Here is a 26,293-nt window from a genome sequence, read left to right as displayed (position 1 = left end):
CCCACCCGTCCGGGGCGGGCCGGTCCGAGGCTACGGAACCGGATCGGCCGGCCGGGCGGGCCCGGGCAGCCCGACCACCGGGCCCACCACGAAGACCGCCGGCGGCCGGACGTCCTCCCGGGCCGCCAGCTCGCCCACCTCGTCCAGCCGGGACGACAGCGACCGCTGACCCGGCTGGCCGGCGTCCTGCACCACCAGGACCGGGGTGTCGGCCGCCCGGCCGTGCTCGACCAGCACCGCCGCGATCTTCTGCACCGTGTCGACCGCCATCAGCAGCACCAGGGTGCCCCGGGCCCGGCCCAGCGCCGCCCAGTCCACCAGGGAGTCCGGGTGCCCGGGCGGCAGGTGGCCGGAGACGACGGTGAACTCGTGCGCGACGCCCCGGTGGGTGACCGGCACACCGGCCAGGGCCGGCGCGGCGACCGCGCTGCTCACCCCGGGCACCAGCACGGTCTGGACCCCGGCCGCCGCGCAGGCCTGGACCTCCTCGTGGCCCCGGCCGAAGACGTACGGGTCGCCGCCCTTGAGCCGGACCACCCGCCGGCCGGCACGGGCGTGCGCGATCAGGGTGTCGTTGATGGTGTCCTGCCCCATCGACGGCCCGCGCGGCACCTTCGCCGCATCGACCACCAGCACCCCGGGGCGCAGCCCGGCGAGCAGGCCCTGCGGGGCCAGCCGGTCGGCCACCACCACGTCCGCGGCGTCCAGCAGCGCCCGGCCCCGTACCGTGATCAGGTCGTCCGGGCCGGGGCCGCCGCCCACCACGGCGACCTGCCCCGGGCGCAGGCCGGGGTCCTGGCCGTACTGGTGGTGCCCGTGGTGGTGGTGCCCGTCGTGGTGGTGGTGATGGTGGCCGCCCACCGGGTCGTCCGGGTGGTCGTGCGGGGTCTGCGGCCGGCCCACCTTGTCGGCGAAGCCCGGCATCAGCACCCGGTACGCGCAGGTGTCGCAGTTCATCCGGATGTCCCCGCGCAGCGCCTCGGCGTGCCGTTCCAGCACCAGGTCGGCCAGCGCGTCGCAGTCGCCGATCAGGTCGGCCACCCGCACGTCCAGGTCGGGGTGGGCGGCGGCGAACTCGGTCGACCGGGCGACGATCCGGTCCGGCAGCACCCCGGCGAAGAGGAAGTACGGGGCGACCACGATCCGTCGGGCGCCGAGCCGGCGCAGCCGCTCCAGCACCGCCGGCACGGACGGCTCGGCCAGGGAGACGAAGCCCGGTTCGACCCCGGCGTAGCCGCGCCCCTCCCAGAGCAGCCGGGCCACCTTCGCCACCTCGGCGTTGGCGTCCGGGTCGGTGGAGCCCCGGCCGATCAGCGCCACCCAGGTGCCGGCCCGGTCGGCCCCGGCCAGGGCGGCGTCGATCCGCTCCGCCAGGGCGGTGAGCAGCAGCGGGTGCGGCCCGAGCGGCCGACCGTAGCGGTAGGTCAGGCCGGGGTGGCGGTCCTGCTCGCGGGCCAGCGCGGCGGGGATGTCGCCCTTGCCGTGCCCGGCGGCGGTGAGCACCAGCGGCAGCGCCACCAGCGACCGGTGGCCCCGGCCGGCCAGCGCGCCGACCGCGTCGGTCAGCGGCGGGCGCGACAGCTCGATGAAGCCGCCCTCGACGTCGCCGACGCTGCCGGCGGCGCGCCGCCGGACCCGGTCGACGAGCGCGGTGAACTGGTCGACCCCGGCCGCGCTGCGCGTGCCGTGCCCGACGATGACCAGCGCGGTCATGGCGCCTCCTCCTGGTACAGCAGGGCGTTGAGGGCGGCGGCGGCGACCGCCGAGCCGCCCTTCTCGCCGACGTTGGACACGGCGGGCAGGCCGCTGGCCCGCAGCGCCGCCTTGCTCTCGGCGGCGCCGACGAAGCCGACCGGCAGCCCGACCACCAGGGCGGGCGCCGCGTCGAGCGTGATCAGTTCGGCCAGCGCGGTCGGCGCGCAGCCGACCACCCAGACGGCGCCCGGCCCGACCCGGTCCAGGGCGATGCGCACCGCCGCCGCGGACCGGGTCAGGCCGGTGTCGCGGGCCAGCTCGGCGGCGGCCGGCTCGGCGACCGGGCAGACGATGTCCCGACCGGCCCCGGTGATCCCGGCGGCGACCATCCAGACGTCGGCCACGATGGGCGCGCCGGCGCGCAGCGCGGCCAGCCCACCTGCCAGCGCCGCCTCGTCGCAGACCAGCTCGGTGACGTAGCCGAGGTCGGCGCTCGCGTGCACCACCCGCTCGGTGACCGCCCGGCTCAGCGGGGGCAGGTGGCGCAGGTCGACCCGGTCCCGCAGGATGCGGTACGACTCCCGCTCGATGGGGTGCACGACGCGGGTCACGGGCGCTCCTCGGCCGCACCGCCGTAGCGCCGGTCGTGGCCGCGCAGCTTCCACAGCACCACCGCCCCGACCCAGGCCAGCACGAAGAGCAGCACCACCGCGTAGCCGAGCTGTTCGAAGTGGTCGCCCAGCGCGGCGTACCCGGACAGCGCGGTCAGCCCGAGCTGGTCGACCAGCAGGCTGGCCAGGTAGACGCTGGCGACCAGCGCGCCGACCAGCACGGTCATCCCGGTGGTGGCCAGGTTGTACCAGAGCCGCCGGGCCGGGTGCCGGTACGCCCACGAGTAGGCGCGGGCCATCAGCAGGCTGTCGGCGGTGTCCATGGCGGACATCCCGGCGGCGAAGAGCAGCGGGAGGGTGAGCAGGGCCAGCACCGGCAGGCCGCCGCCGGCGGCGGTGCTCGCCGACAGCGACAGCAGGGTGACCTCGCTGGCGGTCTCCAGCCCCAGGCCGAAGAGGAAGCCGATCGGGGCCATGTGCCAGGAGGAGCGCACCAGCGACCGGGCCCGCGAGCCGAGGATCCGGTGCACCAGGCCCCGGTTGAGCAGCAGCAGGTCCAGCTCGGACTCGTCCAGCGCGCCGGCCCGCAGCCGCCGCCACAGCTTCGCCAGCCCGGCCAGCACCGCCGCGTTGAGCACCGCCACCAGCAGCAGGAACGCGGTGGCGGTGGCCGCGGCGACCACCGCGCCGACCTCGCGGACCCCGGCCAGGCCGCCGTCGGTCATGGTGGCCGAGGCGAGCCCGATCACGAGGGAGAGCAGCAGCACCACCGCGCTGTGCCCGAGGGCGAAGAAGAACCCGACGCCGACCGCGCGGCGGCCACGCAGCAGCATCAGCCGGGTGGTGTCGTCGATGGCGGCGATGTGGTCGGCGTCGAAGGCGTGCCGCACCCCGAGCGCGTACGCGAGGGCACCGGCGCCGGCCAGCCCGCCGGCCGCCGCGGGCTGGTCGTTCCAGTACAGGTAGAGGCTCCACCCGGCGACGTGCAGGGCGGCGACGGCGAACACGATGCCGCCGAGGCGTACCCGCTCGGCACGGCTCCAGCGGCCCACGGGCGGGACGGCGGTCGGGGTGGAAGTCATCGCTCTCCTCGGGGTTCGGCGGTGGCGCGGATGGCGTCCACCGGGCAGATCTCCAGGCACTCCAGACAGCCGGTGCAGCGGTCCTCGCGGACGGTCAGGCCGCCCGGCGTCGGCCGGATGGCGTGCGTCGGGCAGGTGAGCAGGCAGGCGCCGCAGCCCTGGCAGGCGCCGATGGTCACCCCCGCCACCGGTACCCCCGGGGCGTGACCATCCGGCCGGCGACCAGCCGGGTCCGGGTGCTGCCGACGACCACCACGCCGTACATGTCGACCAGGGCCGGGTCGAAGGTGGCCAGGGTGGCCAGGTGGACCCGTTCCCCGGCGCGGCTGGCGTTGCGCACCACGCCGACCGGGGTGTCCGGCGGGCGGTGCGCGGCGAACAGCTCCAGCGCCGCGCCGAGCTGCCAGTCCCGGGCCCGGCTGCGCGGGTTGTAGAGCAGCGTCACCAGGTCGGCCTCGGCGGCGGCGGTGATCCGCCGGACGATGACCTCCCACGGGGTGTGCAGGTCGGACAGGCTCAGGTAGACGTGGTCGTGCCCGAGCGGCGCGCCGAGCAGCGCCGCGGCGGCCAGCCCGGCGGTCACCCCGGGCACGCCGACCACGTCGACGCGGGCGTCGGCGTACTCCAGGGCGGGGCTGGCCATCGCGTACACCCCGGCGTCGCCGGAGCCGATCAGCGCGACCGCGTGGCCGGCGGTGGCCTCGGCGACGGCGGCGCGGGCCCGCTCCTCCTCCGCGCCGAGCCCACTGGCGAGCACCCGGGTGCCCGGCCGCAGCAGGTCGCGGACCTGCGCGACGTACTGGTCGAGGCCGACGACCACGGCGGCCCGGCGCAGCTCGGCCACCGCGCGCGGGGTGCGCAGGTCGGACGCGCCGGGGCCGAGCCCGACGATCGCCAGCCGGCCACGCGGCGCGTGCTGGGCGACGGCGACCGTCGCCATCGCCGAAGCGGTCTTCGGCACCAGCAGGGTGGCGTCGCCGCCGCGCAGCGCCGCGGCCTCCGCGACGCTGGGGGTGCCGACGGCGGCGCGGACCACCTCGCTGGGGTGCGGCACGTCGACGGCGGCCAGCTCCGCCACCGGCCAGGTCCGCAGGGGTACGCCGAGCGCGCCGGCGGTCTCCACGATGCCCACCTCGTCGGCCTTGAGGTCGACGCTGGCCAGGCAGCGCAGGCTGGCCTCGGCCAGCCCGGCCCCGGCGAGCGCCCGGCGCAGCAGCCCGGCCACCTCGGCGGCGGCCACGCCCCGGCTGGAGCCGATCCCGGCGACCAGGGACGGTGGGCGCAGCACGGCGGTCCGCCCGTCCAGCGGCACGACCCGGTCGGTGACCAGCAGCCGGTACCCGCCGTCCGGCGCGTCGGCGCGCACGTTGTCGGGCAGCGGCGGCAGCGGCCAGGTGGCGTCGGCGTCGAGGCGGACCGGCTCGCCGTCGAGGATCGCCCGGGAGACGGCGGCCACCGCCCCCTCGACCGGCCAGCCGAGGGTGTCCAGGCCGGGCAGGCCGACCGCGTCGGTGGCGGTGGTGACCACCGGGCGGGCGTCGAGCAGCGCGGCCACCTCGGCGGCGAGGGCGTTGGCGCCGCCGGCGTGCCCGCCGAGCAGGGCGACCGCGTGCCGGGCGGCCTCGTCGACGACCACCACGGCCGGGTCGGTGCGCTTGTCGCCGAGCAGCGGCGCGAGGATCCGGACCACCGCCCCGGTGGCCAGGAACGCCACCACCGCGTCGCACTGCGCCCAGGCCGTCCGCAGCGCGTCGGCGACCGTCTCGCCCGGGATCTCATGGGCGTGCGGCCAGGCGTCGGCGAGGGTCCGGACGTGCCGCCGCCCGGCGGCGGTGGCGGCGACGAGCCCGAGGGTGCCGGGGCCGGGCACAGGGCCGGCCGTCGCACTCGTGTTGGCCGCAACGGTCGTGGCCCCGCCCGGGCCGGGCACGGTGGCAGCCGAGCCGGGCGCGGTGGCAGCCGGGGTGGGCACGGTGGCAGCCGGGCCGGGCGCGGTGTCGGCTCCGGTCGGGGCGGTGCCGGGTGGTGCGGTCTGCTGCACGTGCGCTCCCCGTGAAGGTCCGGTGTGGTGGGTGGATGGACTGGTCACCGGCGCTCCCCGGTGAGGACGACCACCGGGTTGGTGGCGGCCAGGCGCAGTGAGCCGCCGGGCAGGTCGGCGAGGCGGGCGGCGGCGAGCTGGCTGCCCTCGACCGCGTAGCCGGCGTCGCGCAGCAGGTGTACGGCGGGGGCGACCCGGTCCAGCGCGGCGAGGGTGACCACCACCCGGTCCGGCCGGCGCTCGGCCACCGCGGCCAGCACGTCGGTGCCGCCGCCGCCGACGAAGACGGCGTCCGGGTCGGGCAGCCCGCGCAGCGCCTCGGGGGCGGAGCCGGTCACCAGCCGGACGTCGACGCCGTGCCGGGCGGCGTTGGCCCGCACCGGCGCCCGCGGGTCGCGTTCCACCGCGATCACCGCCGCGCCGAGCAGCGCGCACTCGATGCCCACCGAGCCGCTGCCGGCGCCCACGTCCCAGACCAGCCGGCCGAGCCGGGGGCGGAGCCGGGCCACCGCGAGGGCGCGAACCTCCGCCTTGGTGATCATCGAGTCCCGGTGGGCGTAGGCGGACTCGGGCAGCGCCCAGCCGCCGGCCGGCGCGGCGGCCGGCTGGTTGTCCGCGCGCATCGGGCTGATCCCGCCGCCGGCAGCCCGGTCCAGGGCGAGGCTGAGCAGGACGTGCGGGTCGGCCCAGCAGCGGCCGGCGGCCTCCTCGGGGGTGGTCCAGGTGACCCGCTCGTCGGCCGTGCCGAGATGCTCGGCCACCACCAGGCGGCGGGGCCAGCCGACGAGGCCCGCGCCGAGTTCGGCCGCCCCGGCGCCGGGCGCGGTGAGCACCACGACGGCGGGCAGCGCGCGGCAGGCGTTGAGCGCCGGCCGGGGGTCGCGGCCGTGCGCGGTGACCACGGCGGCGCCGTCCCAGGGCAGCCCGGCGCGGGCGAACGCGGCGGCGACGCTGGAGACCGCGGGCAGCACCCGCAGCGGCAGCCCGGCCGCTCGCAGCCGCCGGACGATGCCGAAGAGGCCGGGATCGCCACTGGCCAGCACGACGGCATGCTCGCCGGCGGCGACGGCGGCGCGCAGCCGGTCCACGGCGGGGGTGAGCGGCCCGAGGGTCACGGTCGGGCAGCCGGGCGGCACCGGCACGGCGGCGAGGTGCCGGGCCGCCCCGACCACCAGCCCGGCCGCGGCGAGCGCCTCGGCCAGCCCGGGGTGCGCCGGGCGACCGGCGGCGTCGATGCCCACCACGGTCACTGCCGCGCCGGAAGAAGGGTCTTCGGTGAGCGGTATTCCTGTCAGGCATAAATATGACTGGGAGTCATATCGGTCGCCGGTGGATCGCCCGGGCCCGCTACCACCCTGAGTGACCGGGTCACCGTTCGGCGACGACGGGGCGGTCACGCCGCCCACCGGCCCGAGGAGGCGACGACCCGGGAGCCGGCGAAGTCGACCATGGCCACGTCGACGGTGACCGCCCGCTCGGCGAAGCGGAGCAGCACCTGCCGTACCCGGTGGCAGAGCAGGTCCCCGGCGGGGCCGAGCAGGCCGGCCGCCTCCCACAGCTCGTACGCGTGCCGCCCGGTGTTCGCCGCGGTGACCGCCGCGACCAGGTCGGCGTCGCCGCCGGCCTCGGCGGTGACCGCGCCGAGCAGCGACAGGTCCACCTTGGATCGGGTGTAGTGGGTCATCAGGATGCCGGCGGCGAGCTTGGCCAGCTTGCCGGCCATCCCGACGAAGACCACCCCGGTCATCCCGTCGCCGACGGCGGCGGTGACCGCGGCGCCGGTGAAGTCGCCGACCTCGACGAAGCACACCTCGGGCAGCTCCGGCAGCAGTTCCCGGGCGGCCCGCTCGGTCCGCCCGCCGGTGCAGAGCACCACGGTGGACTCGCCCTGGGCGGCCATCACGTGCACCGCCTGCACCACGCTGGCCCGCCAGGAGGCGGTGGAGAAGGGCCGGACGATCCCGGTGGTGCCGAGGATCGAGATGCCGCCGAGGATGCCGAGCCGCCGGTTGGTGGTCTTGCGGGCCATCACCTCGCCGCCCGGCACGCTGATCACCACCCGGACGCCCACCTCGGTGAGGTCGACCACCTCGGCCACGGCCTGGCCGATCATCCGGCGCGGGGTCTCGTTGATCGCCGGGCCGCCGACGGCCAGGCCGAGCCCGGGCTTGGTGACGGTGCCGACGCCGGGGCCGCCGGCGAGGTCCAGGCCGGGCTCGGCGCGCCAGCCGACGGTGGCGGTGAGGTGCGCGCCGTGGGTGACGTCCGGGTCGTCGCCGGCATCCTTGACCACCACCGCCTCGGCGCGCGCCTCCGGCGCCGGGGTGAGGTCGCACCGGGCGACCGGGAAGCTCACCCGCCGGCCGCCGGGCAGCCCGATCTCCACCTCGGGCAGCGGCACGCCGGTGACCAGGGCGGTCACCGCGGCCTTGGCCGCCGCCGTCGCGCAGGCGCCGGTGGTCCAACCGGTACGCAGCGCGGTGGGCCGGACCTTCGCGGTACGCGGCAGGTCCGGCTCGCGCAGCGGCGGCTCGGCGTACGTCACCGGGGGCCGTCCCCCGACCCGGCGGCGCGGGCGCGGCGCAGCTCGGCGCGGGCGGCCGGCTCGGCCCGGCGGAAGGTGTGGAAGTGCCCGGGGTGGTAGAGGTGCGAGCGGGTGCCGGTGGCGGCGAGCGCGGGGCCGACCAGGAAGAGGGTGTGCTTCCAGAGCCGGTGCTCCTTGACGGTGGCCTCCAGGTCGGCCAGCGCGCAGCGCACCACCAGCTCGTCCGGCCAGGTCGCCTGGTACGCCACCACGACCGGGGTGTCCGGCGGATAGCCGCCGGCGAGCAGCTCGGCCTGCGCCTGCCCGGAGCGGGCGGCGGAGAGGAACAGCGCCATCGTGGTGCCGTGGCGGGCGAAGTCGCGGACCCGCTCCCCCGGCGGCATCGGCGTCTTGCCGCCCTCGAGGCGGGTGAGGATCACCGACTGGGCCACCTCGGGGATGGTCAGCTCCCGGCCGACGATGGCCGCCACCGCGGTGAACGAGGACACCCCGGGCACGATCTCCACCGCCAGGTCGAGCGCCCGGCAGAGGTCGAGCTGTTCCTGCACCGCGCCCCAGAGCGCCGGGTCGCCGGAGTGGATCCGGGCCACCGTCAGCCCCTCGGCGGCGGCCCGCCGGTACAACGGCAGCACCCCCTCGATCGGCAGTTGCGACGAGTCGACGATCTCGGCGTCGGCGCGGGCGTGGGCGAGGACGTCGGCGTGCACCAGGCTGGCCGCCCAGATCACCACGTCAGCGGCGCCGATCACCCGGGCGGCGCGCAGGGTGAGCAGGTCGGCCGCGCCGGGCCCGGCCCCGACGAACCAGACCTTTCCGGTGGTCGTCACAGTTTTCCTCCCCGGCGGTCCCGGCGCGCCGGGACCAGCAGTGTCGACAGGTACGGCAGGTCGTCGGCGGCGGCGTCGACCGGCCCGATCCGCTCCCCGGGCAGGCCGACCGACCGGCCGAGCACGGCGTCCGGCAACCGGTCGTGGCGGCGCAGCTCGTCGACCAGCTCGGGGTGCCGCCGCCAGCCCTTGTAGACGACGACGGTGCCCGGCCCGGCCAGCGCGTCGGAGACGAGCGCCAGCCCGGCGGTGGCCGGCAGCAGGGTGAGCGGTTCACGGCCCTCGCAGAGCGGCACGCCGCTGCGCGCGGCCAACTCCTGCATGGCGGTGACCCCGGGCACGGTGCGCACCTCGACGGCCGGCCGCAGCGCGCGGACGCTCTGCGCCAGGTAGCCGAAGGTGGAGTAGACGTTCGGGTCGCCGATGGTGGCGAAGGCGATCGAGGCAGCGCCGCCGTCGAGGGCGGCCACCACGGCCCGGGCGGCGGCGTCCCAGGCCCGCTCCCGGCGGGCGGTCACCCCGCCCCGGTCGTCCAGGGCGAACGGCAGCCGGCGCAGCCGGTCCGCGTCGACGTGCGCGAGCACGGTCGCCTCCGCCCGGCCCGGGGGCGCGTCGCCCTCCGCGGCCAGCCGGTCCATCACCGGTACGACCACCAGGTCGGCCTCGCGCAGCACCCGCACCGCCTTCAGGGTGAGCAGTTCGGGGTCGCCGGGGCCGACGCCCACCCCGGTCAGCGTCGGCGCGCTCACCGGGCCGCCGCCTCGACCAGGCGGCGGGCGGCCGACGGGTGCGCCGCCCAGTGGGTGTGCAGGTAGGAGGCGTGCACCCGGCCGTCGACGAAGCCGTGCCGGCCGCCGTCCCAGCCCCACGCCGCCCGCTCGCCGTGGCCGGGGTCGGTGGCGGTGCGGTGGAACTCGTGGCCGCGTACCGGCTCGCCGGCCCGGTGCGCTGGGGAGTCGGCAGCGGCGACGGCCTCCCGGTAGCCGAGGGTGAGCGTCCCGGTCATCCGGGCGGTGTGCGGCAGCCGCCCGCACATCGGCACCCCGTCGAGGGAGCGCCCGAGGTAGAGCAGGCCGGCGCACTCGGCGACGACCGGCCCGTCGAAGTCGGCCAGTTCGGCGCGGAGCGCGGAGTTCGCCGCGAGGGCCTCGACGTGCACCTCGGGGAAGCCGCCGCCGAGGACGACGGCGCGGGTGCCGGCGGGCAGGGCGGGGTCGCGCAGCGGGTCGAAGCGGACCACGGCGGCGCCGGCCGCGGCGAGCAGTTCGGTGGTCTCGGCGTACGAGAAGGTGAAGGCCGGACCGCCGGCCACCGCGACGACCGGACGGTCCCGGCCGGCGGGGCCGCCGACGGCGCTGGCCGGGTCCCAGGCTCCGACGGTCAGCGGCGGGGCGGTCCGGGCGAGGTCGAGCACCGCGTCGAGGTCCACGGTGGACTCGACCAGTTCGGCCAGGGCGTCGACGACGGCGAGCGACTCGGGGGCCCGTTCGGCGACCGGCACCAGCCCGAGGTGCCGCGACGGTGCGGTCACCTCGGCGGCCCGGGTGACCGCCCCGAGCACCGGTACGCCCACCTCGGCGAGGGCGTCGCGCAGCAGGGTCTCGTGCCGGGGCGAGCCGACCCGGTTGAGCAGCACTCCCCCGATGCGCACGTCGGGGTCGAAGGCGCGCATGCCGAGCACCAGCGCGGCGGCCGAGCGGCCCTGCGCGGTGGTGTCGAGGACCAGCAGCACGGGCGCGTCGATCAGCCGGGCGACGTGCGCGGTGGAGGCGTACGACCGGCGGCCGACCGCGCCGTCGTGCAGCCCCATCACGCCCTCGACGACCGCCATGTCGGCGGGGGTGGGCACGCTCGCGCCATGCCGCAGCAGGGGCGCGATCCGCTCCTCGCCGACCAGCCAGGGGTCGAGGTTGCGACCGGGCCGGCCGGCGGCGAGGGCGTGGTAGCCGGGGTCGATGTAGTCGGGGCCGACCTTGTGCGGGCTGACGGTCAGCCCGCGCCGGCGCAGCGCGGCGAGCAGGCCGGTGGCCACGGTGGTCTTGCCGTGCCCGCTGGCCGGGGCGGCCACCACCAGCCGGGGCAGCGGCCACGGCGCGTCCAGGCTCACCATTCGATGCCCTTCTGACCCTTCTGGCCCGCGTCCATCGGGTGCTTGACCTTGGTCAGCTCGGCGACGAGGTCGGCGGCGGCGACCAGCCGCGGGTCAGCGTCCCGGCCGGTGATCACCACGTGCTGGAAGCCGGGGCGGCCGGCGAGGGTGTCGACGACCTCGTCGACGTCGACCCAGCCCCACTTCATCGGGTAGGTGAACTCGTCGAGGACGTACAGGCCGTAGCGTTCGGCGGCCAGGTCGCGCTGGATCTGCCGCCAGCCCTCCAGGGCGTCGGCGGCGTGGTCGGCCTCACCGCCGCGCTGGATCCAGGACCAGCCCTCGCCCATCTTGTGCCAGGCGACCGGGGCGCCCTGGCCGGTGCGCTCGTGCACCTCGCCGAGGGCGCGGAAAGCGTTCTCCTCGCCGACCCGCCACTTGGCGCTCTTGACGAACTGGAACACCCCGATCGGCAGCCCGGCGGTCCAGGCGCGCAGGGCCAGCCCGAACGCGGCGGTGGACTTGCCCTTCATCTGTCCGGTGTGCACGACCAGCAGCGGGCGGTGGCGCCGCTGCCGGGTGGTCAGCCCGTCGGCGGGCACCGTGGACGGCTTGCCCTGCGGCATCAGGCGCTCCTTCTCGTCGTGGTGGCGGGTCCGGTCGCGCAGTTGTGGTGGGTGCCGGCACGGCAGGCGCAGGCCGGACCGGTGGCGAGCTTCAGGAGGGGGTCGGTGGCAACCGCGTCGAGGCGGTGGTGGTCCGCGCCGAGTTGGGCGGCGAGGCGGCGGCCGAGGCCGAGCCGGACCGGGCCGGACTCGCAGTCGACGACCACGCTGGGCGCGCCGGTGGCGGCGAGCACCGCCGCGGCGCGGGCGGCCCGGTCCAGCGGGCGGTCGCCGGCGGTGGCCCGCCCGTCGGTGACGACCAGCACCAGCGGACGGCGCTTCGGGTCGCGCAGGCGCTCCACCCGCAGCAGCTCGGCGGCGGCGAGCAGCCCCTCCGCCAGCGGGGTGCGCCCGCCGGTGGGCAGCTCGGCCAGCCGGGTGGAGGCGGCCAGCACCGAGGAGGTGGCCGGCAGCAGGGTACGCGCGCCGGTGCCCCGGAAGGCGATCACGGCGACCTTGTCCCGGCGCTGGTAGGCGTCGGTGAGCAGGGCGAGCACCGCGCCCTTGACGGCGGACATCCGCTGCCGGGCGCCCATCGACCCGCTGGCGTCGACCACGAACAGCACGAGGTTGCCCTCGCGTCCCTCGCGGACCGCCTCGCGCAGGTCGTCCGGGCGCAGCAGCAGCGGCCCGCCGCGCCGGCCCCGGCCCGGCTGGTGCGGGGCGGCGGCCCGCAGTGTCGCCGGCAGGTGCAGCGCGCCGGGCCGGCCGGCCGGCACCCGCGCGCCGGTGGTCCGGCCGCGCCCGGTCCGGGCCCGGGAGCGCCGTCCCGGCACGCCGTCGCCGACACCGGGCGCGGTGAGCAGCCGGGCCTTCAGCCCGCTGTGCGGCACGGCCACCGACCGGGTACCGGGCGACCCGTCGTCCCCGGCCCGGTGGCGGTCGCCGTGCTCCCCGGTCGACCCGCCACCCTGGTCGGGGCGGGTGGCACCGCCGGCGGAGTGACCGGTGTCGGTGGGTTCCGGCCGGCCGTCGGTGGCGTCGCGCTCCGGCGTACCGGCGTCAGCTTCGTCGTCGCCGAACCCGTGGGCCGTCCGACGCCCGCTCCCGCCGTCGTCCCCGGCGTCACCGTCCCCGGGGCCGGGCGGACCGGCCCCGGGCTGACCGGGACCACCCGGGCCGGTGCCACCAGGACCCGCGCCGGGACCACCCGGACCGTCGTCGGGGTCCCCGTCGGGGCCGGGGCCGTCGCCGCCGGGCGGGTCGTCGTCCGGGTGCTCGTCCTGGGCCCGCTGCAACGCCTCGTCCAGGCGCTTCTCGTCCAGGTCGGGGCTGTCGAACGGGTCGCGGCGGCGCCGGTGCGGCAGCGCGAGCCGGGCGGCGACCCGGACGTCCTCGGCGCCCACCCGGTCCCGGCCCTGCCAGGCGGCGTGCGCGAGGGCGGTGCGGGCGGTGACGATGTCGGCGCGCATCCCGTCCACGTCGAACGCGGCGCACACCTCGGCGATCTGGCGCAGCGCGGCGTCAGGCAGCCGTACCCGGTCCAGCCGCCGCCGGGCGGCGGCGACCTGGTGGGCGATCTCGGCGTCGGCGGCGGCCCACCGGGCGGCGAACCCGGCCGGGTCGGCGTCGGCGGCGAGCCGGCGGCGGACCACCTCGACGCGGACGGCCGGGTCGCGGCTGGCGCCGACGGCGACGGTGAGCCCGAACCGGTCGAGCAGCTGCGGGCGCAGCTCCCCCTCCTCCGGGTTCATCGTGCCGACCAGCAGGAACCGGGCGGCGTGGCTGACCGAGACGCCCTCCCGCTCGACGTGGCAGCGGCCCATCGCGGCGGCGTCGAGCAGCAGGTCGACCAGGTGGTCGTGGAGCAGGTTCACCTCGTCGACGTAGAGCACGCCGCGGTGAGCGGCGGCGAGCAGGCCCGGCTCGAAGGCGCGTACCCCCTCGCCGAGGGCCTTCTCCAGGTCGAGCGAGCCGACCACCCGGTCCTCGGCGGCGCCGACCGGCAGCTCGACCAGGCGGGCTGGGCGGCGCTCGGCCGTCGGCTCGGCCGGGTGCGGCCCGTCCGGGCAGGCGGGGTCGGCGGCGGCCGGGTCGCAGGCGAAGCGGCAACCGGCGACCCGGTCGACCGGGGGCAGCAGCGCCGCGAGGGCCCGCACGGCGGTGGACTTGGCGGTGCCCTTCTCGCCCCGCACCAGCACCCCGCCGATGGCCGGGGAGACGGCGTTGAGCAGCAGGGCCAGGCGCATGTCGTCCATGCCGAGCACCGCGCTGAACGGGTAGCCACTCATTGCCGGTCCTCCAGGTCGCCCTCGCTGGCCAGGTAGGTCTCGCGGAGCCGGTCGAGGGTGGCCGGTTCGGGCGCCGCCCACAGGCCGCGGTCGGCGGCCTCCAGCAGCCGCTCGGTGATGCCGCGCAGCGCCCACGGGTTGGACTGCTCCAGGAACTCCCGGGTGGTCTCCTCGAAGACGTACGCGGCGGCCAGGTGCTCGTACATCCAGTCGTCGACGACGCCGGCGGTGGCGTCGTAGCCGAACAGGTAGTCCACGGTGGCGGCCAGCTCGAACGCGCCCTTGTAGCCGTGCCGGCGCATCGCGGCGATCCACTTCGGGTTGACCACCCGGGCCCGGAACACCCGCCGGGTCTCCTCGCCGAGGGTGCGGGTGCGTACGTCGTGCGGCATCGCCGAGTCGCCCACGTACGCGGCCGGCGCGGCGCCGGTGAGGTGGCGGACCATCGCCACCATCCCGCCGTGGTACTGGAAGTAGTCGTCGGAGTCCACGATGTCGTGTTCGCGGGTGTCCTGGTTCTTGACGGCGACGGCGATGCGGGCGAAGGAGCGTTCCATGTCGGCCCGCGCCTCCCGCCCGTCCAGGTCCCGGCCGTAGGCGTAGCCGCCCCAGACGGCGTACACCTCGGCGAGGTCGGCGTCGGTGCGCCAGTTCCGGGCGTCGATCAGCGGCAGCAGCCCCGCCCCGTACGCCCCCGGTTTGGAGCCGAAGATCCGGGCGGTGGCCCGGCGGGCGTCGCCGTGTTCGGCGAGGTCGGCGTCCACGTGGGCCCGGACGTAGTTCTCCCCGGCCGGCTCGTCGAGGGCGGCTACCCGGCGTACCGCGTCGTCGAGCAGCGCCACGACGTGCGGGAAGGCGTCGCGGAAGAAGCCGGAGATGCGGACGGTCACGTCCACCCGGGGGCGGCCCAGCTCCGCCAGCGGCACCACCTCGACGCCGGTGACCCGCCGGGACCGGTCGTCCCAGGTCGGCCGGCAGCCGAGCAGGGCCAGCACCTCGGCGATGTCGTCGCCCTGGGTACGCATGGCGCTGGTGCCCCAGACGGTGAGCCCGACCGAGCGGGGGTACCCGCCGGTGTCGGCGAGGTGCCGGGCGAGCAGCGAGTCCGCGAGCGCCACCCCGACGTCCCAGGCGTTGCGGGACGGGATGGCCTTGGGGTCGACGGAGTAGAAGTTGCGGCCGGTGGGCAGCACGTTGACCAGGCCACGGGTGGGTGAGCCGGAGGGGCCGGGCGGCACGAACCGCCCGTCGAGCGCGCCGAGCACCCGGTCGATCTCGTCGGTGGTCCGGGCCAGCCGGGGCACCACCTCGCGGGCGGCGAAGCGCAGCACGTCGGCGGCGTCGCCGATCGCCCGGCCGGTGACCTCCTCGACCACCGCGTCGACCTTGTCGGCGTCCCAGCCGAGGGTCTCCATGCCGACGACCAGCCGGCGGGCCAGGGCCTCGACCAGGTCGACGGCGTCGGCGGCGGTGGCGGCCGGCCCGTCCGCCGCCTCGGTCAGCGGCTCCGGGACGGCGATCCGCCGTCCCGGCTCGGCGAGCAGGTCCTGCTCGTCCAGCCCGTACGCGGCGGCGAGCGCCTGGCGCAGGCCGGGCAGGGCGCGGGTGCCGCCCCAGACCTGGGGGGCGCGCAGCACGGCGAGGACGAGGTTGACCCGGGCCTCGCCGGTGGGCGCCTCGGCGAGGATGTGCAGACCGTCGCGGATCTGCACGTCCTTGACCTCGCAGAGGTACCCGTCGAGGTGCAGCACGAAGTCGTCGAAGTCGTCGGCGGCCGGCATGTCCGCGGTGTGCAGGTCGTGGTGCAGCTCGGCGGCCCGGACCAGCTCCCAGATCTGCGCCCGCACGGTCGGCACCTTGGCCGGGTCGAGCGCCTGGACGGTGGCGTACTCGTCGAGGAGCTGTTCGAGTTTGGCCAGGTCGCCGTACGTCTCGGCGCGGGCCATCGGCGGGACGAGATGGTCGACGACGACGGCGTGCGCCCGGCGCTTGGCCTGGGTGCCCTCGCCGGGGTCGTTGACGATGAACGGGTAGACCAGCGGCAGGTCGCCGAGGACGGCGTCGGGGGCGCAGTCGGCGGCGAGCCCGAGCCCCTTGCCGGGCAGCCATTCCAGGGTGCCGTGCTTGCCGAGGTGCACCACCGCGTCGGCGCCGAAGCCGCCGTCGGCCACCGGCGCGGCCAGCCAGCGGTACGCGGCCAGGTAGTGGTGGCTGGGCGGCAGGTCGGGGTCGTGGTAGATGGCGATCGGGTTCTCGCCGAAGCCGCGCGGCGGCTGGATCATCAGCACCACGTTGCCGAAGCGCAGCCCGGCCAGGACCAGGTCGCCGCCGTCGGCGTACAGCTCGCCGGGCGGCTCGCCCCAGTGGGTGCGCATCCGGTCCCGCAGCGGCGCCGGCACCCGGGCGAACCAGCGCCGGTAGGTCTGCCCGGGTACCCGCGCCTCGGCGCCGGCGAGCTGCTCGGGGGTGAGCCATTCGACGTCGTGCCCGCCGGCGGCGATCAGCGCGTGGATCAGCGCGTCCCCGTCGGTGGGGACCGGCTGGTCGCCGAGGTCGTAGCCGGCGTCGGCGAGGGCGGCGAGCAGCCGTACCGCCGAGGCGGGGGTGTCCAGGCCGACCGCGTTGCCGACCCGGGAGTGCTTGGTCGGGTACGAGCTGAGCACGACGGCGAGGCGCTTGTCGGCGTTGGGCACGTGCCGCAGCCGGGCCTGGCGGACGGCGATGCCGGCCACCCGGGCGGCCCGCTCCGCATCGGCGGCGTAGACGGAGAGCCCGTCGGCGTCGACGCGCTTGAACGAGAACGGCACGGTGACGATCCGCCCGTCGAACTCGGGGATGGCCACCTGCATCGCGGCGTCCAACGGGGAGAGTCCGGCGTCGCTGCCGGCCCACTGCTCGCGGGTGCTGGTGAGGCAGAGCGCCTGCACGATCGGCACGTCGAGGGCGGCGAGCGCGCCGACGTCCCAGGCGTCCTCGTCGCCCCCGCCGGAGGCGTCCGCCGCGACGGCGCCGCCGGCCGCGAGCACGGTGACGACCAGGGCGTCGCAGCGGGCGAAGAGGGGCAGCGGCCCGTCGCCGGGGGTGAGCCCGCGCAGCGAGCCGCAGAAGATCGGCAGCGGGTCGCCGCCGGCCGCCTCGACCGCGTCGGCGAGGACGTCGACGAAGCCGGTGTTCCCGGCGAGGGCGTGCGCCCGGTAGAAGACGATCCCGACGGTGGGGCGGGTCTCCGTGGCCGCTCCGGTCGCCGTCGAGACCGCGGCGGCCCGGTCGCCGTGCACCCCGTACGCCGGGGTCGGCGCGGGCGGGTCGAAGCCCTCGCCGGTGAGCAGCACCGTGTCGGAGAGGAACCGGGCCAGCTCGGCCAGGTTCGCCGGACCCCCCTCGACCAGGTAGGACAGCGCCTGGGTGGCCACTCCGGAGGCCACCGTGGAGGCGGCCATCAGCTCCGCGTCGGGCACCGCCTCGCCGCCGAGCACCACCGTGGGCACGCCCGAGGCGAGCACGGCGGCCAGCCCGTCCGGCCACGCCTGCCGGCCGCCGAGCAGGCGTACGACGGCGAGGTCGACGCCGTCGAGCAGCGCCGGCACGGCGTCGGCGGCGACCCGGGCGGGGTTGGCCAGCCGGTAGTCGGCGCCGCTGGCGCGGGCGGCGAGCAGGTCGGTGTCGGCGGTGGAGAGCAGCAGGATGCGCACGGACGGCTCCGGAGAGTGACGCCCGGACCGGCGCGGGGCCGGTCGGGCGAGGCGAGGGGACGGGCGCGGTTCAGCGGGTACGACGGGCCGCCGGGCGGATCACCGGCGATGAACCGGTGGGCGGCACGGTGTGGCGGTCAGCGGTGAACGGCGGAACGCGGGGCGCGGGCGCCGGACGGGGTGTCCGGGCCGTCGGCCGGCGCGACGGCGCGGCCGGGCAGGGGCGCATCAGCGCGCCCGGAACGGGTACGACGGAACTCGTCGACGGTGGAGACGCTGCGCGTCATCGGGGTCCTCCTCGGGTGTCCACGCCCTGGGGTCGCTCCGACGGCCGAAGTATCCTGGCTTCCGGATCAACGCTCTCCCCCGGCCTTCCAACCGCAGGAACACGGCCGTGACTCGCAAGGGGGGATCGCTCCCCGGTGACAGTGGCGGGACCGCGCCGGAATCGCACCGACTTCCTTCACTGCCGTCAGGCCGCGAATGCTGCCACACCCCGCGGCGCCGGGTCAACGCCGCCCCGGCTCGCGCCGGGCGGGCCGGCCCATCGAAGCCTGACGATCATCAGCGACCGTACCCGCACTTCGGACAATGTCCGACCTCGATGCCGCACCCCCTTTGCTCTGCTGCCCCGGAGGCACCACTGGGAGCGCTTTGCTGGTGCCGGGGCGGCAGCAGAGCAAAGGGGACGGTGCGGGCGGGTATCCGCCGGTCAGCGTCGACGGCGGGGCCATCGGCCGGGGGCCGAACGCCTACGATCGGTCCCGCCGGCCGAAGAATCGCCGGTCGATCGGGAAAGGACCCCAGCCATCGCCGAGCCCACATTCCACCACCTCGCCGGCCGGGTCTGGCTGTACCCGGGCGATCCCGACCCGGGCACCATCCAACCGAGCGTGGCGTTGATCACCGACGAGCGCGGCGGCGTGCTGGTCGACGCCGGGCACAGCCCGGGCCACGCCCGCGAGATCCGGGCCGCCCTGACGGCGGCGGGGCTGCCCGAGCCGCGCTGGCTGGTCTACACCCACCACCACTGGGACCACGTGTGGGGCGCCTGCGCCTGGCCGGGCGTGGAGATCGTCGGCCACGTCGCCGGGGAGGCGCCGCTGCGCGCCGAGGCGGCCCGCCCGTGGAGTCATCGCTACCTACGCGAGCAGGTCCGTGCCGAGCCGCGACTCGGCCCCAGCTTCCGGGCCCGCGCCCTGGCCATGGACTCCTGGGACGACTTCGCGGTGCTGCCGCCCACCCGCACCTTCACCGACGAGCTGGAGCTGCCCACCGGCGTACGGCTGCGCCACGTCGGCGGCCGGCACGCCGCCGACTCGACCGTGGTGCTGGTGCCCGACTCGGCGGTGCTGCTGCTCGGCGACTGCTTCTACCCGCCCCCGGTGCACCTGCGCCAGGACGGGGACGGCCCCGACCTGGCGCTGGTGCGCCGGCTGCTCGACGACCGCTACCACTGGTACGTCTCCAGCCACGCCGACCCGATGACCCTCGACGAGGCCCGCGCCGCCGCCGAGGGGTGAGCGGTCAGCGCATCCGGCGTTCCGGGTGGGCCCGGTTCCAGACCCGCATCCGCTCCGGGTAGCCGGTCTTCGCCGCCTCGTAGAGCGGCACGGCGTGCCGGCCGGCCAGCTTCGCCGCCACCTGCGGCGAGCCGGTCCGGCGGCGGATCCACTCGCCGTCGTGGGCGATCGCCACCACCGTGGTGTCCGTGGCGGTGGTCTCCGGCTCCAGGTAGAACTCCACGCCCTGCCGGCTCGTCACGAACTCCTCCAGCGCGGCCAGGTCCTCGCGGGTGGCCTCCCGGTCGAGCTTGGTCGGGGTGGGGACGGCGGCCCGCGACCGCCGGCTGAACCAGCCCATCTGCCCGCTCCTCTCCTCGGCGTCCATCCAGTGGAGCACCGTCACCTGACAGTCGGCTGCGAGGCTGGTGAGCGTGAGCTGACCGGGCGTGCTCAGTCGAGCGCGGCCAGCTCCTCGGCGGAGAGCCGCAGCGCGCCGGCCGCGACGTTCTGGATCAGGTGCGCCTCGTCGCCGGTGCCGGGGATGGCCAGCACGTGCGGCCCCTGGTGCAGGGTCCAGGCGAGGCGTACCTGGTGCGGGGTGGCGCCGTGGGCCCGCGCGATCTCGTGGACGGCGGCGGTGTGCTCGGCCGCCGCGCCCGCCTCCCGCCGGACGCCGGCGATTGCGAAGAACGGCACGTACGCCACCCCGCGCGCCCCGCACTCGCGCAGCAGCGCGTCCTGGTCGCCCCGGTTGTCGACGGCGTAGCTGTTCTGCACGCACACCACCGGGGCGATGGCCTGCGCCTCGTCCAGGTGGTCCAGGCGGACGTTGGAGAGGCCGAGGTGCCGGATCAGCCCGGCGTCGCGCAGCTCGGCCAGCGCGCCGAAGGACTCCGCCACCGAGTCCCGCCCGGGGCGCTTCACGATCCGCAGGTTCACCAGGTCGAGGTGGTCGCGGCCCAGCCGGCGCAGGTTCTCCTCGACCTGGGCGCGCAGCTGGGCCGGCGTGGCCTCCTCGCGCAGGCCGGTCGCCGGGTCGTACCCGAAGCCGACCTTGGTGGCGATCACCAGGTCCTCCGGGTACGGGGCGAGCGCGGCGCGGATCAGCTCGGTGGCGTACCGGGCGGGGCCGGTGCCGACGTTCAGGGTGCCGCCGGGCGAGACGTAGAAGGCGGCGGTGTCGATGTGGTTCACGCCCAGCTCGACGGCGCGGCGCAGCACCCGCACCGCGCGGTCCGGGTCGGGGTCGGCGGTGGTCCGCATCGAGCCGAACCCCATCCGGCGGACGGCGCGGTCGCCCAGGGTCCAGTTGCCCGCGGCGGCGGCGGTGATCTCTTCGGTAGGCATCCGGCGACCGTAGCCAGCACGGCTGGACTGCGCAGTCGGCCGCGCACCCGATACCGGCCGGGGCCGGCCGCTGTTAGGTTCTATCTGCTGGCGGGGTGCGCCGGCGGCCGGGTCACCGGCACCAGCGCCAGGGTGGGCAGCAGCAGCAGCGGCACCACCAGCAGCGCGTGCAGGATGCCCACCCGGTCGCCGAGCAGGCCGAGCAGCGGCGGCCCGGCGAGGAACGACGTGTAGCCCAGCACCGCGACCACGCTGACCCGCGCCGGAGCCCGCTCCTCGTCGTCGGCGGCGGCGCTCATCCCCACCGGGAAGCCCAGCGAGGCGCCGAGCCCCCAGAGCGCCACCCCGGCGATCGCGACCGGCCCGGAGCCGGCCAGCACCGCCACCGCCGCGCCGAAGGCGGCGAGCAGGATGGTGGCGAACAGGACGGGCACGCGCCCCCAGCGGTCGAGGGCGACGGTGCCGGCGGTCCGCCCGATCGTCATGCCGGTGACGAAGACCGCGAAGACGGCGGCGCCGACGGCCTCGCTCGTGCCGTACCCGTCGACGAAGGCGACCGCGAGCCAGTCGTTCGCGCTGCCCTCGGCGAACGCCATCACCAGCACCAGCAGGCCGAGCAGCAGGGTGCGCGGCTCCCGCCAGGCGGCGAGCAGGCCACCGCGCCGGGTGGCGGCGGTGTCCGGTGCCGGCTGGGCGGGCAGGAAGGCCCGGGCGCCGAGGATCGTGCCGCCGAGCACCACCACCGCCAGCACCGCCAGGTGCACGCCGATCGGCAGCCCGACCCGGGCGGCCCCCGCGCCGATGCCCGCGCCGGCCACCGAGCCGAGGCTCCAGGCGGCGTGGAAGCGGGGCAGGATGGTGCGCCCCAGCCGCTTCTCGACCGCGGCGCCCTCGACGTTCATCGCCACGTCGCAGGTGCCGGAGCCGTAGCCGAGGGCGAACAGGGCCATCGCCACGCCGGCCAGCGAGCCGGTCATCCCCGCGGCCACCCCGACACCGGCCATCCCGACCGCCACCAGCACGGTGGACGCCACCACCGTGCGGGCCGCGCCGAGGCGCTGGGTGACCAGCCCGGCGGTGGTCAGGGCGAGCACCGCGCCACCGGACATGGCCAGCAGCAGCAGGCCGAGCCGGCCGGCGCTGAGCCCGAGCGCCTCGCGGACCGCGGGGACCCGGGAGAACCAGGACGCCACGGCGAGGCCGTTGAGGGCGAAGACCACCGCGACGCCGGTGCGGGCGGCCAGCACCTGCCGGGGTACGGCAGGGCTCGGCGCGGTGACGAGTGGGCTCACGGCGGGGTGGTCCTTCCGGTGGTACGGCGTCTCGCCGTCGATCACACACCGGTTTCGTCACGACCACAAGCCAGATGCGCTCCTTACCACATGCTGGTCAGAGCGCGGGCAGCCCGAGCGCCTCGTCGACCCGGGCCAGCACCGCCGCGTCGTCGTCGGCCCGTACGCCCCGCAGCAGGTCGATGGCGGTGGCCCGGACCTGCCCGACGATCATCGCCAGCGGCAGGGTCTGGCCGGGGGTGAAGAGCCGCCCGGCGACGCGTACCGCGGCCAGGGCGGCGGCCTCGGCGCGGGCGGCGTGCCGGTCGCCGGCCTCCTCCGCGCCGTCGAGGTCGGCGGCGAGCGCCTCGCCCGCCGCCCGGACCGCCTCGGCCAGGTCCCGCAGGGCCGCGCCCAGCTCGGGCGGCACCGGGGTGGGCAGCCGGTTGAACGTCACGCCGGCCCGGGCCAGGACCCGCACGTTGCGGACCGCGTAGTCGAGCTGGCCGACCGTGGCGTCGACGGTGCGCAGCCGGCCGATGTGCCGCCGGCGCCGGACGTTGAGCCGGACCGCCTCGCCGGCGGCGAGCACCGCGGTGCGCAGCCGCTCCACCGCGGCGTCGAGGTGGCGGGCCCGGTCCAGGGCGGCCAGCGCAGCGGGCTCGTCCCGGGCGTCGAGGGCCTCGCCGACCTCCTCCAGCACCTCGGCCATCCCCTGGTAGGTGCGGCGGAACTCGGCGACCAGCGGGGCGAGCGGCCGCCGGGCGTCGATCAGCTGGCTGGCCACCACCGCCACCCCGCCACCGATGAGCGCGTCGACGAACCGGAACGGCACCAGCGACTCGGTCGGTGGCGAGACCACCACCAGGTAGAGCGCGGAGACCGCGGCCTGCACCACGGCGACCGTGCTCGCCCCGACCGCCACCGCGAGCGCGATGGTGAGCAGGATGACCGTGAACACCGTCCAGCTGGTGCCCGGTCCGAGCGCCTGCACCACCAGGTCGGCGACGAGGACGCCGGCGGCGACCCCGAGCAGCACCTCGACCGCCCGGCGGACCCGCTGGCCCCGGGCCTGGCCGAGCACGATCAGCGCGGCGGCGGGGGCGAAGAACGGCTGCGGGTGGCCGACCAGCCGGGTGGCCAGGATCCACGCCACCGTCGCGGCCAGGGTCGTCTCGACCACCGGCAGCCAGCCCTGCCGCAGCCGCCCGGCGGCGTCCCGGAACCAGCCCCACCGGACCATCGCCGCCTCCTCGCCCCGTTCGGGCCCCACCGTAGCCCGGCCGGCGGGTCAGGGCCGCCAGGCCCCGGCCGCCTCCGCCGCGTACGCCCGGAAGTCGCGCGGCGGCCGGCCGAGCACCCGCTGCACCCCGTCGGCCAGCCGAGCGTTGCGGCCGTCGAGGACCTCGGTGAACAGGTACGTGAGCAGCGCCACCGCCGGCGCCGGGACACCTGCGGCGGCCAGCTCGGCCGCGTACGCGGAGCTGGTGACCGGCACGAAGCGCACCGGACGGCCGGCGGCCGCGGCGATCTCGTCGACCGCCTGAGCGAAGGTGAGCAGTCGGGGGCCGGTCAGCTCGTACGTGGCGCCGGTGTGCCGGTCGGAGGTGAGCGCGGCGACGGCGACCTCGGCGATGTCGTCGGCGTCGACGAACGGCTCCGGCACGTCGCCGACGGGTAGCGCGAGCACGCCGGCGCGCAGCGGCTGCACCAGGTGTCCCTCGCTGAAGTTCTGCGCGAACCAGCTGGTCCTACGCAGGCGTCTACGCTCGCCACCGTGGATCTCCTGACCGGATTGCTCGACGGCCCTCGCGCCCGGGGCGCGTTCCTGCTCCGCTCGCTGCTGGACCCGCCGTTCGCGCTGCGGATCGAGGACCGCGCCCCGCTGACCGTGGTGGCCGTGGTGCGCGGCACCGCCTGGGTGGTGCCCGACGACAGCTCCGCCGAGCTGCTGCACCCCGGGGACGTGGCGGTGCTGCGCGGTCCGGACGCGTACACCGTCGCCGACGACCCGGCCACCGCGCCGCAGGTGGTCATCCACCCCGGCCAGCGGTGCACCACGCTGCGCGGCGAGCCGCTGACCACCACCCCGGCGGCAGGGGTGCGCACCTGGGGCACCGGCACGCCGGGCAGGACGGCGCTGCTGACCGGGACGTACCAGTTGCCGGGGGAGGTCAACCGACGGCTGCTCGCCGCGCTGCCCGCGCTGCTGGTGGTCCGGGCCGACGAGTGGCACAGCCCGCTGGTCGGATTGCTCGCCGACGAGGTGGTGCGGGACTCCCCCGGCCAGGAGGCCGTCCTCGACCGGCTGCTCGACCTGCTGCTGATCGCCGTGCTACGGACCTGGTTCGACCGGCCCGGCGCCACCCCCTCCTGGTACGCGGCGGCGGCCGACCCGGTGGTCGGACCGGCGCTGCGCCTGCTGCGCGACGATCCGGCGCGTCCCTGGACGGTGGCGTCGCTGGCCGCCGAGGTCGGGGTGTCCCGGGCCGCGCTGGCCCGCCGCTTCACCGAACTGGTCGGCGAGCCGCCGATGGCCTACCTGACCGGCTGGCGGCTGAGCCTCGCGGCGGACCTGCTGCGCGAACCGGACGCCACCCTCGGCGCGGTCGCCCGCCGGGTCGGCTACGGCAGCCCGTTCGCGCTGAGCACCGCCTTCCGCCGGGTACGCGGCATCAGCCCCCGCGACCACCGCACCCGCACCCCGGTCGCCTGACCGAACTCACCGCCGGACCGTCGCTCCACCGAGGATTCTCGACGCGACCCCCAGGCGACCACGATCATGGCCGGCCGAGGACCGGACACCCGGCCGGTCGGACGGGTCAGGCGCCGGTGAAGGCGCGGAGCAGGGCGCGGACGGCGGAGCGCAGGTCCTCGCGGCTCTCCGGGCTGCCGGGCGGCGGCGCACTGAGCGCACCGGCGCCGACGAGGCGGTCGAAGAGCAACCCGTCGACGAAGGCGACGAACTGGTCGCCCTGCCGCCGTGGGTCCGACGCGCCGGCGCCCGCCAGCAGCGCCCGGGCCTGCTCGCGCAGCACGGTGCCGTGCGCCAGGATCGGCCGCAGCTCGGGTCGGTGCACGGCCTCCAGCAGGCAGGCGTAGCGGGCGAGGCTGCGGTCCCGCCCGACGGTGAGCCAGCGGTCCAGCACCTGCGCCGTGGCCACCGCGAGGTGGTCGAGGTCGGCCGGGGTGAGCCGCGGCGGCGGCCCGGGGGGCGGCGCGTCGGTGGGCAGCTCGCGGTCCACCAGGTCGGCCCGGTCCAGCTCGACCAGGCGGCGTACCACCGCCTCGATCAGCGCCTGCCGGGTCCGCAGGTACGCCGACGTGGTGCCGACCGGCACGCCGGCCCGGGCGTCGACGGCCCGGTGGGTCAGCGCGCGCATCCCGCCCTCGGCGAGCAGCGCGATCGCCGCGTCGGCCAACGCCGCCACCCGCGCGGACCGAGCGTTCATCCGGGCCTCCTCGTCGGTGTTCTACAGCTGTAGTATGAACTTCTACAGTTGTAGAAGGGGCGGTCGGGATGGACGGACACGCGGTGGTGGTCGGCGGCGGGATCGGTGGCCTGGCCGCCGCCCTCGCCCTGCACCGGGCGGGCTGGCGGGTCACCGTGCTCGAACGCGCGCCGGAACTGGGCGAGGTGGGCGCCGGGCTGACCCTGATGTCCAACGCGCTGCGGGGGCTGGAGGCGCTCGGCGTCGGCGCGGCCGTCCGCGCGCACGGCCGGGCCGAGGCTCCCGGCGGGCTGCGCACCCGGAGCGGGCGCTGGCTGTCCCGGGTCGACGGCGCCGACCTGACCCGGCAGCTCGGCACCACTACGCTCGGGGTCCACCGGGGCAGGCTGCACGGCGTCCTGCGCGACGCCCTGCCGGCAGCCGCGCTGCGCACCGACGCCGAGGTGGTCGACGTGACGACCGGCCCGGACGGCGCCCGGGTGCAGCACCGCTGGCGCGGGAAGCCCGCCGAGCTCGCCGCCGACCTGGTGGTGGGCGCCGACGGGCTGCGCTCGGCCGTGCGCTCCCGGCTCTGGCCGGAGCACCCCGGACCCACGTACGCCGGGACGACGGCGTGGCGGGCGGCGATCCGCTGGGACGACCCGTTGCCTTCCGCGGTGAGCTGGGGCCGGGGCGCCGAGTTCGGCATGGTCCCGCTCGGCGCCGACCAGGTCTACTGGTACGCCGCGGTGACCGCCCCACCCGGCGGGCGGGCCCCCGACGAGCTGGCCGCCGTGCGGGAGCGCTTCGGCGACTGGCACGACCCCGTCCCGGCGCTGCTCGCCGCCACCCGGCCCGACCAGGTGCTGCGGCACGACCTGCACCACCTGGGCACGCCACTGCCGTCCTACGTGCGCGGCCGGGTGGCCCTGCTGGGCGACGCGGCGCACGCGATGACCCCGTTCCTCGGTCAGGGCGCCTGCCAGGCGATCGAGGACGCGGTCACCCTCGGCGCGGCCTGCGCCGGCGGGCCGGCGGACCTCGACGCCGCGCTCGCCCGCTACGACCGGGAGCGCCGCCCGCGCAGCCAGGCGGTGGCCCGGGCCTCGGCCCGCGCCGGCCGCTTCGGCCAGCAGCTGCGCCACCCGGTGGCGGTCACGCTCCGCGACACCCTGATCCGGCTCACCCCGTCCCGCGTCGCGCTGCGCCAGGCGGCCCGGTACGCCGACTGGCACCCGCCACGCGACTGAGCGGACCGGCC

Annotated in this window: 21 protein-coding genes, 2 pseudogenes and 1 riboswitch; of the genes and pseudogenes, 3 read left to right on the top strand and 20 right to left on the bottom strand. The window is 77.1% G+C overall.

Annotation, left to right across the window (positions count from 1 at the left end):
• Window positions 1–30: 30 nt before the first annotated feature.
• From cobA to M2302_RS03755, 14 genes and pseudogenes are all read right to left on the bottom strand, one after another.
• Window positions 31–1,713: a uroporphyrinogen-III C-methyltransferase gene (cobA, locus tag M2302_RS03820; protein ID WP_280836587.1), complete on the bottom strand. Its 1,683-nt coding sequence runs from the start codon at window positions 1,711–1,713 to the stop codon at window positions 31–33.
• The gene (locus tag M2302_RS03815) at window positions 1,710–2,306 is read right to left on the bottom strand and encodes a precorrin-8X methylmutase (RefSeq protein ID WP_280836586.1); all 597 of its coding nucleotides are present in this window, start codon (window positions 2,304–2,306) and stop codon (window positions 1,710–1,712) included. The genes cobA and M2302_RS03815 overlap by 4 nt, the downstream gene beginning before the upstream one ends.
• Window positions 2,303–3,388 (bottom strand): HoxN/HupN/NixA family nickel/cobalt transporter, encoded by a 1,086-nt coding sequence (locus tag M2302_RS03810; RefSeq protein WP_280836585.1) that lies wholly within the window; start codon window positions 3,386–3,388, stop codon window positions 2,303–2,305. The genes M2302_RS03815 and M2302_RS03810 overlap by 4 nt, the downstream gene beginning before the upstream one ends.
• Window positions 3,385–3,576, bottom strand: coding sequence for a 4Fe-4S binding protein (locus M2302_RS03805; protein ID WP_280836584.1), 192 nt, complete (start codon window positions 3,574–3,576; stop codon window positions 3,385–3,387). Before M2302_RS03805 ends, M2302_RS03810 begins: the two co-directional genes overlap by 4 nt.
• A complete protein-coding gene (cobJ, locus tag M2302_RS03800) occupies window positions 3,564–5,258 on the bottom strand; it encodes a precorrin-3B C(17)-methyltransferase (RefSeq protein ID WP_280836816.1) in 1,695 nt (564 codons plus the stop codon). Before cobJ ends, M2302_RS03805 begins: the two co-directional genes overlap by 13 nt.
• Before the next feature lie 215 nt (window positions 5,259–5,473).
• Window positions 5,474–6,685, bottom strand: a pseudogene (gene cbiE, locus M2302_RS03795) (precorrin-6y C5,15-methyltransferase (decarboxylating) subunit CbiE); the annotation flags it as partial.
• A 137-nt stretch (window positions 6,686–6,822) separates the two neighbouring features.
• Window positions 6,823–7,974, bottom strand: coding sequence for a cobalt-precorrin-5B (C(1))-methyltransferase (locus M2302_RS03790; RefSeq protein ID WP_280836583.1), 1,152 nt, complete (start codon window positions 7,972–7,974; stop codon window positions 6,823–6,825).
• The gene (gene cobM / locus M2302_RS03785; protein WP_088961633.1) at window positions 7,971–8,801 is read right to left on the bottom strand and encodes a precorrin-4 C(11)-methyltransferase; all 831 of its coding nucleotides are present in this window, start codon (window positions 8,799–8,801) and stop codon (window positions 7,971–7,973) included. Before cobM ends, M2302_RS03790 begins: the two co-directional genes overlap by 4 nt.
• A complete protein-coding gene (gene cobI / locus M2302_RS03780) occupies window positions 8,798–9,550 on the bottom strand; it encodes a precorrin-2 C(20)-methyltransferase (protein ID WP_280836582.1) in 753 nt (250 codons plus the stop codon). Before cobI ends, cobM begins: the two co-directional genes overlap by 4 nt.
• Window positions 9,547–10,911: a cobyrinate a,c-diamide synthase gene (locus M2302_RS03775; protein ID WP_280836581.1), complete on the bottom strand. Its 1,365-nt coding sequence runs from the start codon at window positions 10,909–10,911 to the stop codon at window positions 9,547–9,549. The genes cobI and M2302_RS03775 overlap by 4 nt, the downstream gene beginning before the upstream one ends.
• Window positions 10,905–11,516 carry a cob(I)yrinic acid a,c-diamide adenosyltransferase gene (gene cobO, locus M2302_RS03770; RefSeq protein ID WP_280836580.1) on the bottom strand — a complete coding sequence of 204 codons (612 nt, stop codon included), beginning with the start codon at window positions 11,514–11,516 and terminating at the stop codon, window positions 10,905–10,907. Before cobO ends, M2302_RS03775 begins: the two co-directional genes overlap by 7 nt.
• Window positions 11,516–13,786 carry a VWA domain-containing protein gene (locus tag M2302_RS03765; protein ID WP_280836579.1) on the bottom strand — a complete coding sequence of 757 codons (2,271 nt, stop codon included), beginning with the start codon at window positions 13,784–13,786 and terminating at the stop codon, window positions 11,516–11,518. Before M2302_RS03765 ends, cobO begins: the two co-directional genes overlap by 1 nt.
• Window positions 13,783–17,478: a cobaltochelatase subunit CobN gene (cobN, locus tag M2302_RS03760; RefSeq protein ID WP_280836577.1), complete on the bottom strand. Its 3,696-nt coding sequence runs from the start codon at window positions 17,476–17,478 to the stop codon at window positions 13,783–13,785. Before cobN ends, M2302_RS03765 begins: the two co-directional genes overlap by 4 nt.
• 137 nt (window positions 17,479–17,615) lie before the next feature.
• Window positions 17,616–17,765 (bottom strand): hypothetical protein, encoded by a 150-nt coding sequence (locus M2302_RS03755; protein ID WP_280836576.1) that lies wholly within the window; start codon window positions 17,763–17,765, stop codon window positions 17,616–17,618.
• A gap of 47 nt (window positions 17,766–17,812) precedes the next feature.
• Window positions 17,813–17,942: riboswitch (cobalamin riboswitch) on the bottom strand.
• Window positions 17,943–18,371: 429 nt separating this feature from the next.
• Here M2302_RS03755 and M2302_RS03750 point away from each other — a divergent pair.
• A complete protein-coding gene (locus tag M2302_RS03750) occupies window positions 18,372–19,001 on the top strand; it encodes an MBL fold metallo-hydrolase (protein ID WP_280836575.1) in 630 nt (209 codons plus the stop codon).
• Between the two features lie 4 nt (window positions 19,002–19,005).
• On the opposite strand, the gene M2302_RS03745 is transcribed toward M2302_RS03750, so the two are convergent.
• The 5 genes and pseudogenes from M2302_RS03745 to M2302_RS03725 form a co-directional block, all read right to left on the bottom strand.
• Complete coding sequence (locus tag M2302_RS03745; protein ID WP_154936393.1) at window positions 19,006–19,341, bottom strand: hypothetical protein; 336 nt, start codon at window positions 19,339–19,341, stop codon at window positions 19,006–19,008.
• A gap of 92 nt (window positions 19,342–19,433) precedes the next feature.
• A complete protein-coding gene (locus tag M2302_RS03740) occupies window positions 19,434–20,330 on the bottom strand; it encodes an aldo/keto reductase (protein ID WP_280836574.1) in 897 nt (298 codons plus the stop codon).
• An 80-nt stretch (window positions 20,331–20,410) separates the two neighbouring features.
• A complete protein-coding gene (locus M2302_RS03735; protein ID WP_280836573.1) occupies window positions 20,411–21,622 on the bottom strand; it encodes an MFS transporter in 1,212 nt (403 codons plus the stop codon).
• A 97-nt stretch (window positions 21,623–21,719) separates the two neighbouring features.
• Window positions 21,720–22,844, bottom strand: a complete 1,125-nt coding sequence (locus M2302_RS03730; RefSeq protein ID WP_280836572.1) for an FUSC family protein — start codon at window positions 22,842–22,844, stop codon at window positions 21,720–21,722.
• A 48-nt stretch (window positions 22,845–22,892) separates the two neighbouring features.
• A pseudogene (locus M2302_RS03725) lies at window positions 22,893–23,360 on the bottom strand (NmrA family transcriptional regulator); the annotation flags it as partial.
• Window positions 23,361–23,378: 18 nt separating this feature from the next.
• Here M2302_RS03725 and M2302_RS03720 point away from each other — a divergent pair.
• Window positions 23,379–24,317 carry an AraC family transcriptional regulator gene (locus M2302_RS03720; RefSeq protein WP_280836570.1) on the top strand — a complete coding sequence of 313 codons (939 nt, stop codon included), beginning with the start codon at window positions 23,379–23,381 and terminating at the stop codon, window positions 24,315–24,317.
• 106 nt (window positions 24,318–24,423) lie between these two features.
• Here the strand turns inward: M2302_RS03720 and M2302_RS03715 are convergent, their stop codons facing one another.
• Window positions 24,424–25,053, bottom strand: coding sequence for a TetR/AcrR family transcriptional regulator (locus tag M2302_RS03715; protein ID WP_280836569.1), 630 nt, complete (start codon window positions 25,051–25,053; stop codon window positions 24,424–24,426).
• A 68-nt stretch (window positions 25,054–25,121) separates the two neighbouring features.
• On the opposite strand from M2302_RS03715, the gene M2302_RS03710 reads away from it, so the two are divergent.
• Window positions 25,122–26,282, top strand: a complete 1,161-nt coding sequence (locus M2302_RS03710; protein WP_280836568.1) for an FAD-dependent oxidoreductase — start codon at window positions 25,122–25,124, stop codon at window positions 26,280–26,282.
• Window positions 26,283–26,293 lie beyond the last annotated feature (11 nt).

The organism is Micromonospora sp. A200, from assembly GCF_029893845.1.
Classification (GTDB): Bacteria; Actinomycetota; Actinomycetes; order Mycobacteriales; family Micromonosporaceae; genus Micromonospora; species Micromonospora purpureochromogenes.
Note: the sequence above shows the minus strand (reverse complement) of the source record. Positions and strands in the feature narration are given on the sequence as shown.

Bases quoted from the DNA above. Each gene is read 5' to 3' on its own strand.
- cobA (WP_280836587.1), bottom strand. From the start codon at position 1,713: ATGACCGCGCTGGTCATCGTCGGGCACGGCACGCGCAGCGCGGCCGGG.
- M2302_RS03810 (WP_280836585.1), bottom strand. From the start codon at position 3,388: ATGACTTCCACCCCGACCGCCGTCCCGCCCGTGGGCCGCTGGAGCCGT.
- M2302_RS03775 (WP_280836581.1), bottom strand. From the start codon at position 10,911: ATGGTGAGCCTGGACGCGCCGTGGCCGCTGCCCCGGCTGGTGGTGGCC.
- cobO (WP_280836580.1), bottom strand. From the start codon at position 11,516: ATGCCGCAGGGCAAGCCGTCCACGGTGCCCGCCGACGGGCTGACCACC.
- M2302_RS03765 (WP_280836579.1), bottom strand. From the start codon at position 13,786: ATGAGTGGCTACCCGTTCAGCGCGGTGCTCGGCATGGACGACATGCGC.
- M2302_RS03755 (WP_280836576.1), bottom strand. From the start codon at position 17,765: ATGACGCGCAGCGTCTCCACCGTCGACGAGTTCCGTCGTACCCGTTCC.
- M2302_RS03745 (WP_154936393.1), bottom strand. From the start codon at position 19,341: ATGGGCTGGTTCAGCCGGCGGTCGCGGGCCGCCGTCCCCACCCCGACC.
- M2302_RS03740 (WP_280836574.1), bottom strand. From the start codon at position 20,330: ATGCCTACCGAAGAGATCACCGCCGCCGCCGCGGGCAACTGGACCCTG.
- M2302_RS03730 (WP_280836572.1), bottom strand. From the start codon at position 22,844: ATGGTCCGGTGGGGCTGGTTCCGGGACGCCGCCGGGCGGCTGCGGCAG.
- M2302_RS03715 (WP_280836569.1), bottom strand. From the start codon at position 25,053: ATGAACGCTCGGTCCGCGCGGGTGGCGGCGTTGGCCGACGCGGCGATC.
- M2302_RS03710 (WP_280836568.1), top strand. From the start codon at position 25,122: ATGGACGGACACGCGGTGGTGGTCGGCGGCGGGATCGGTGGCCTGGCC.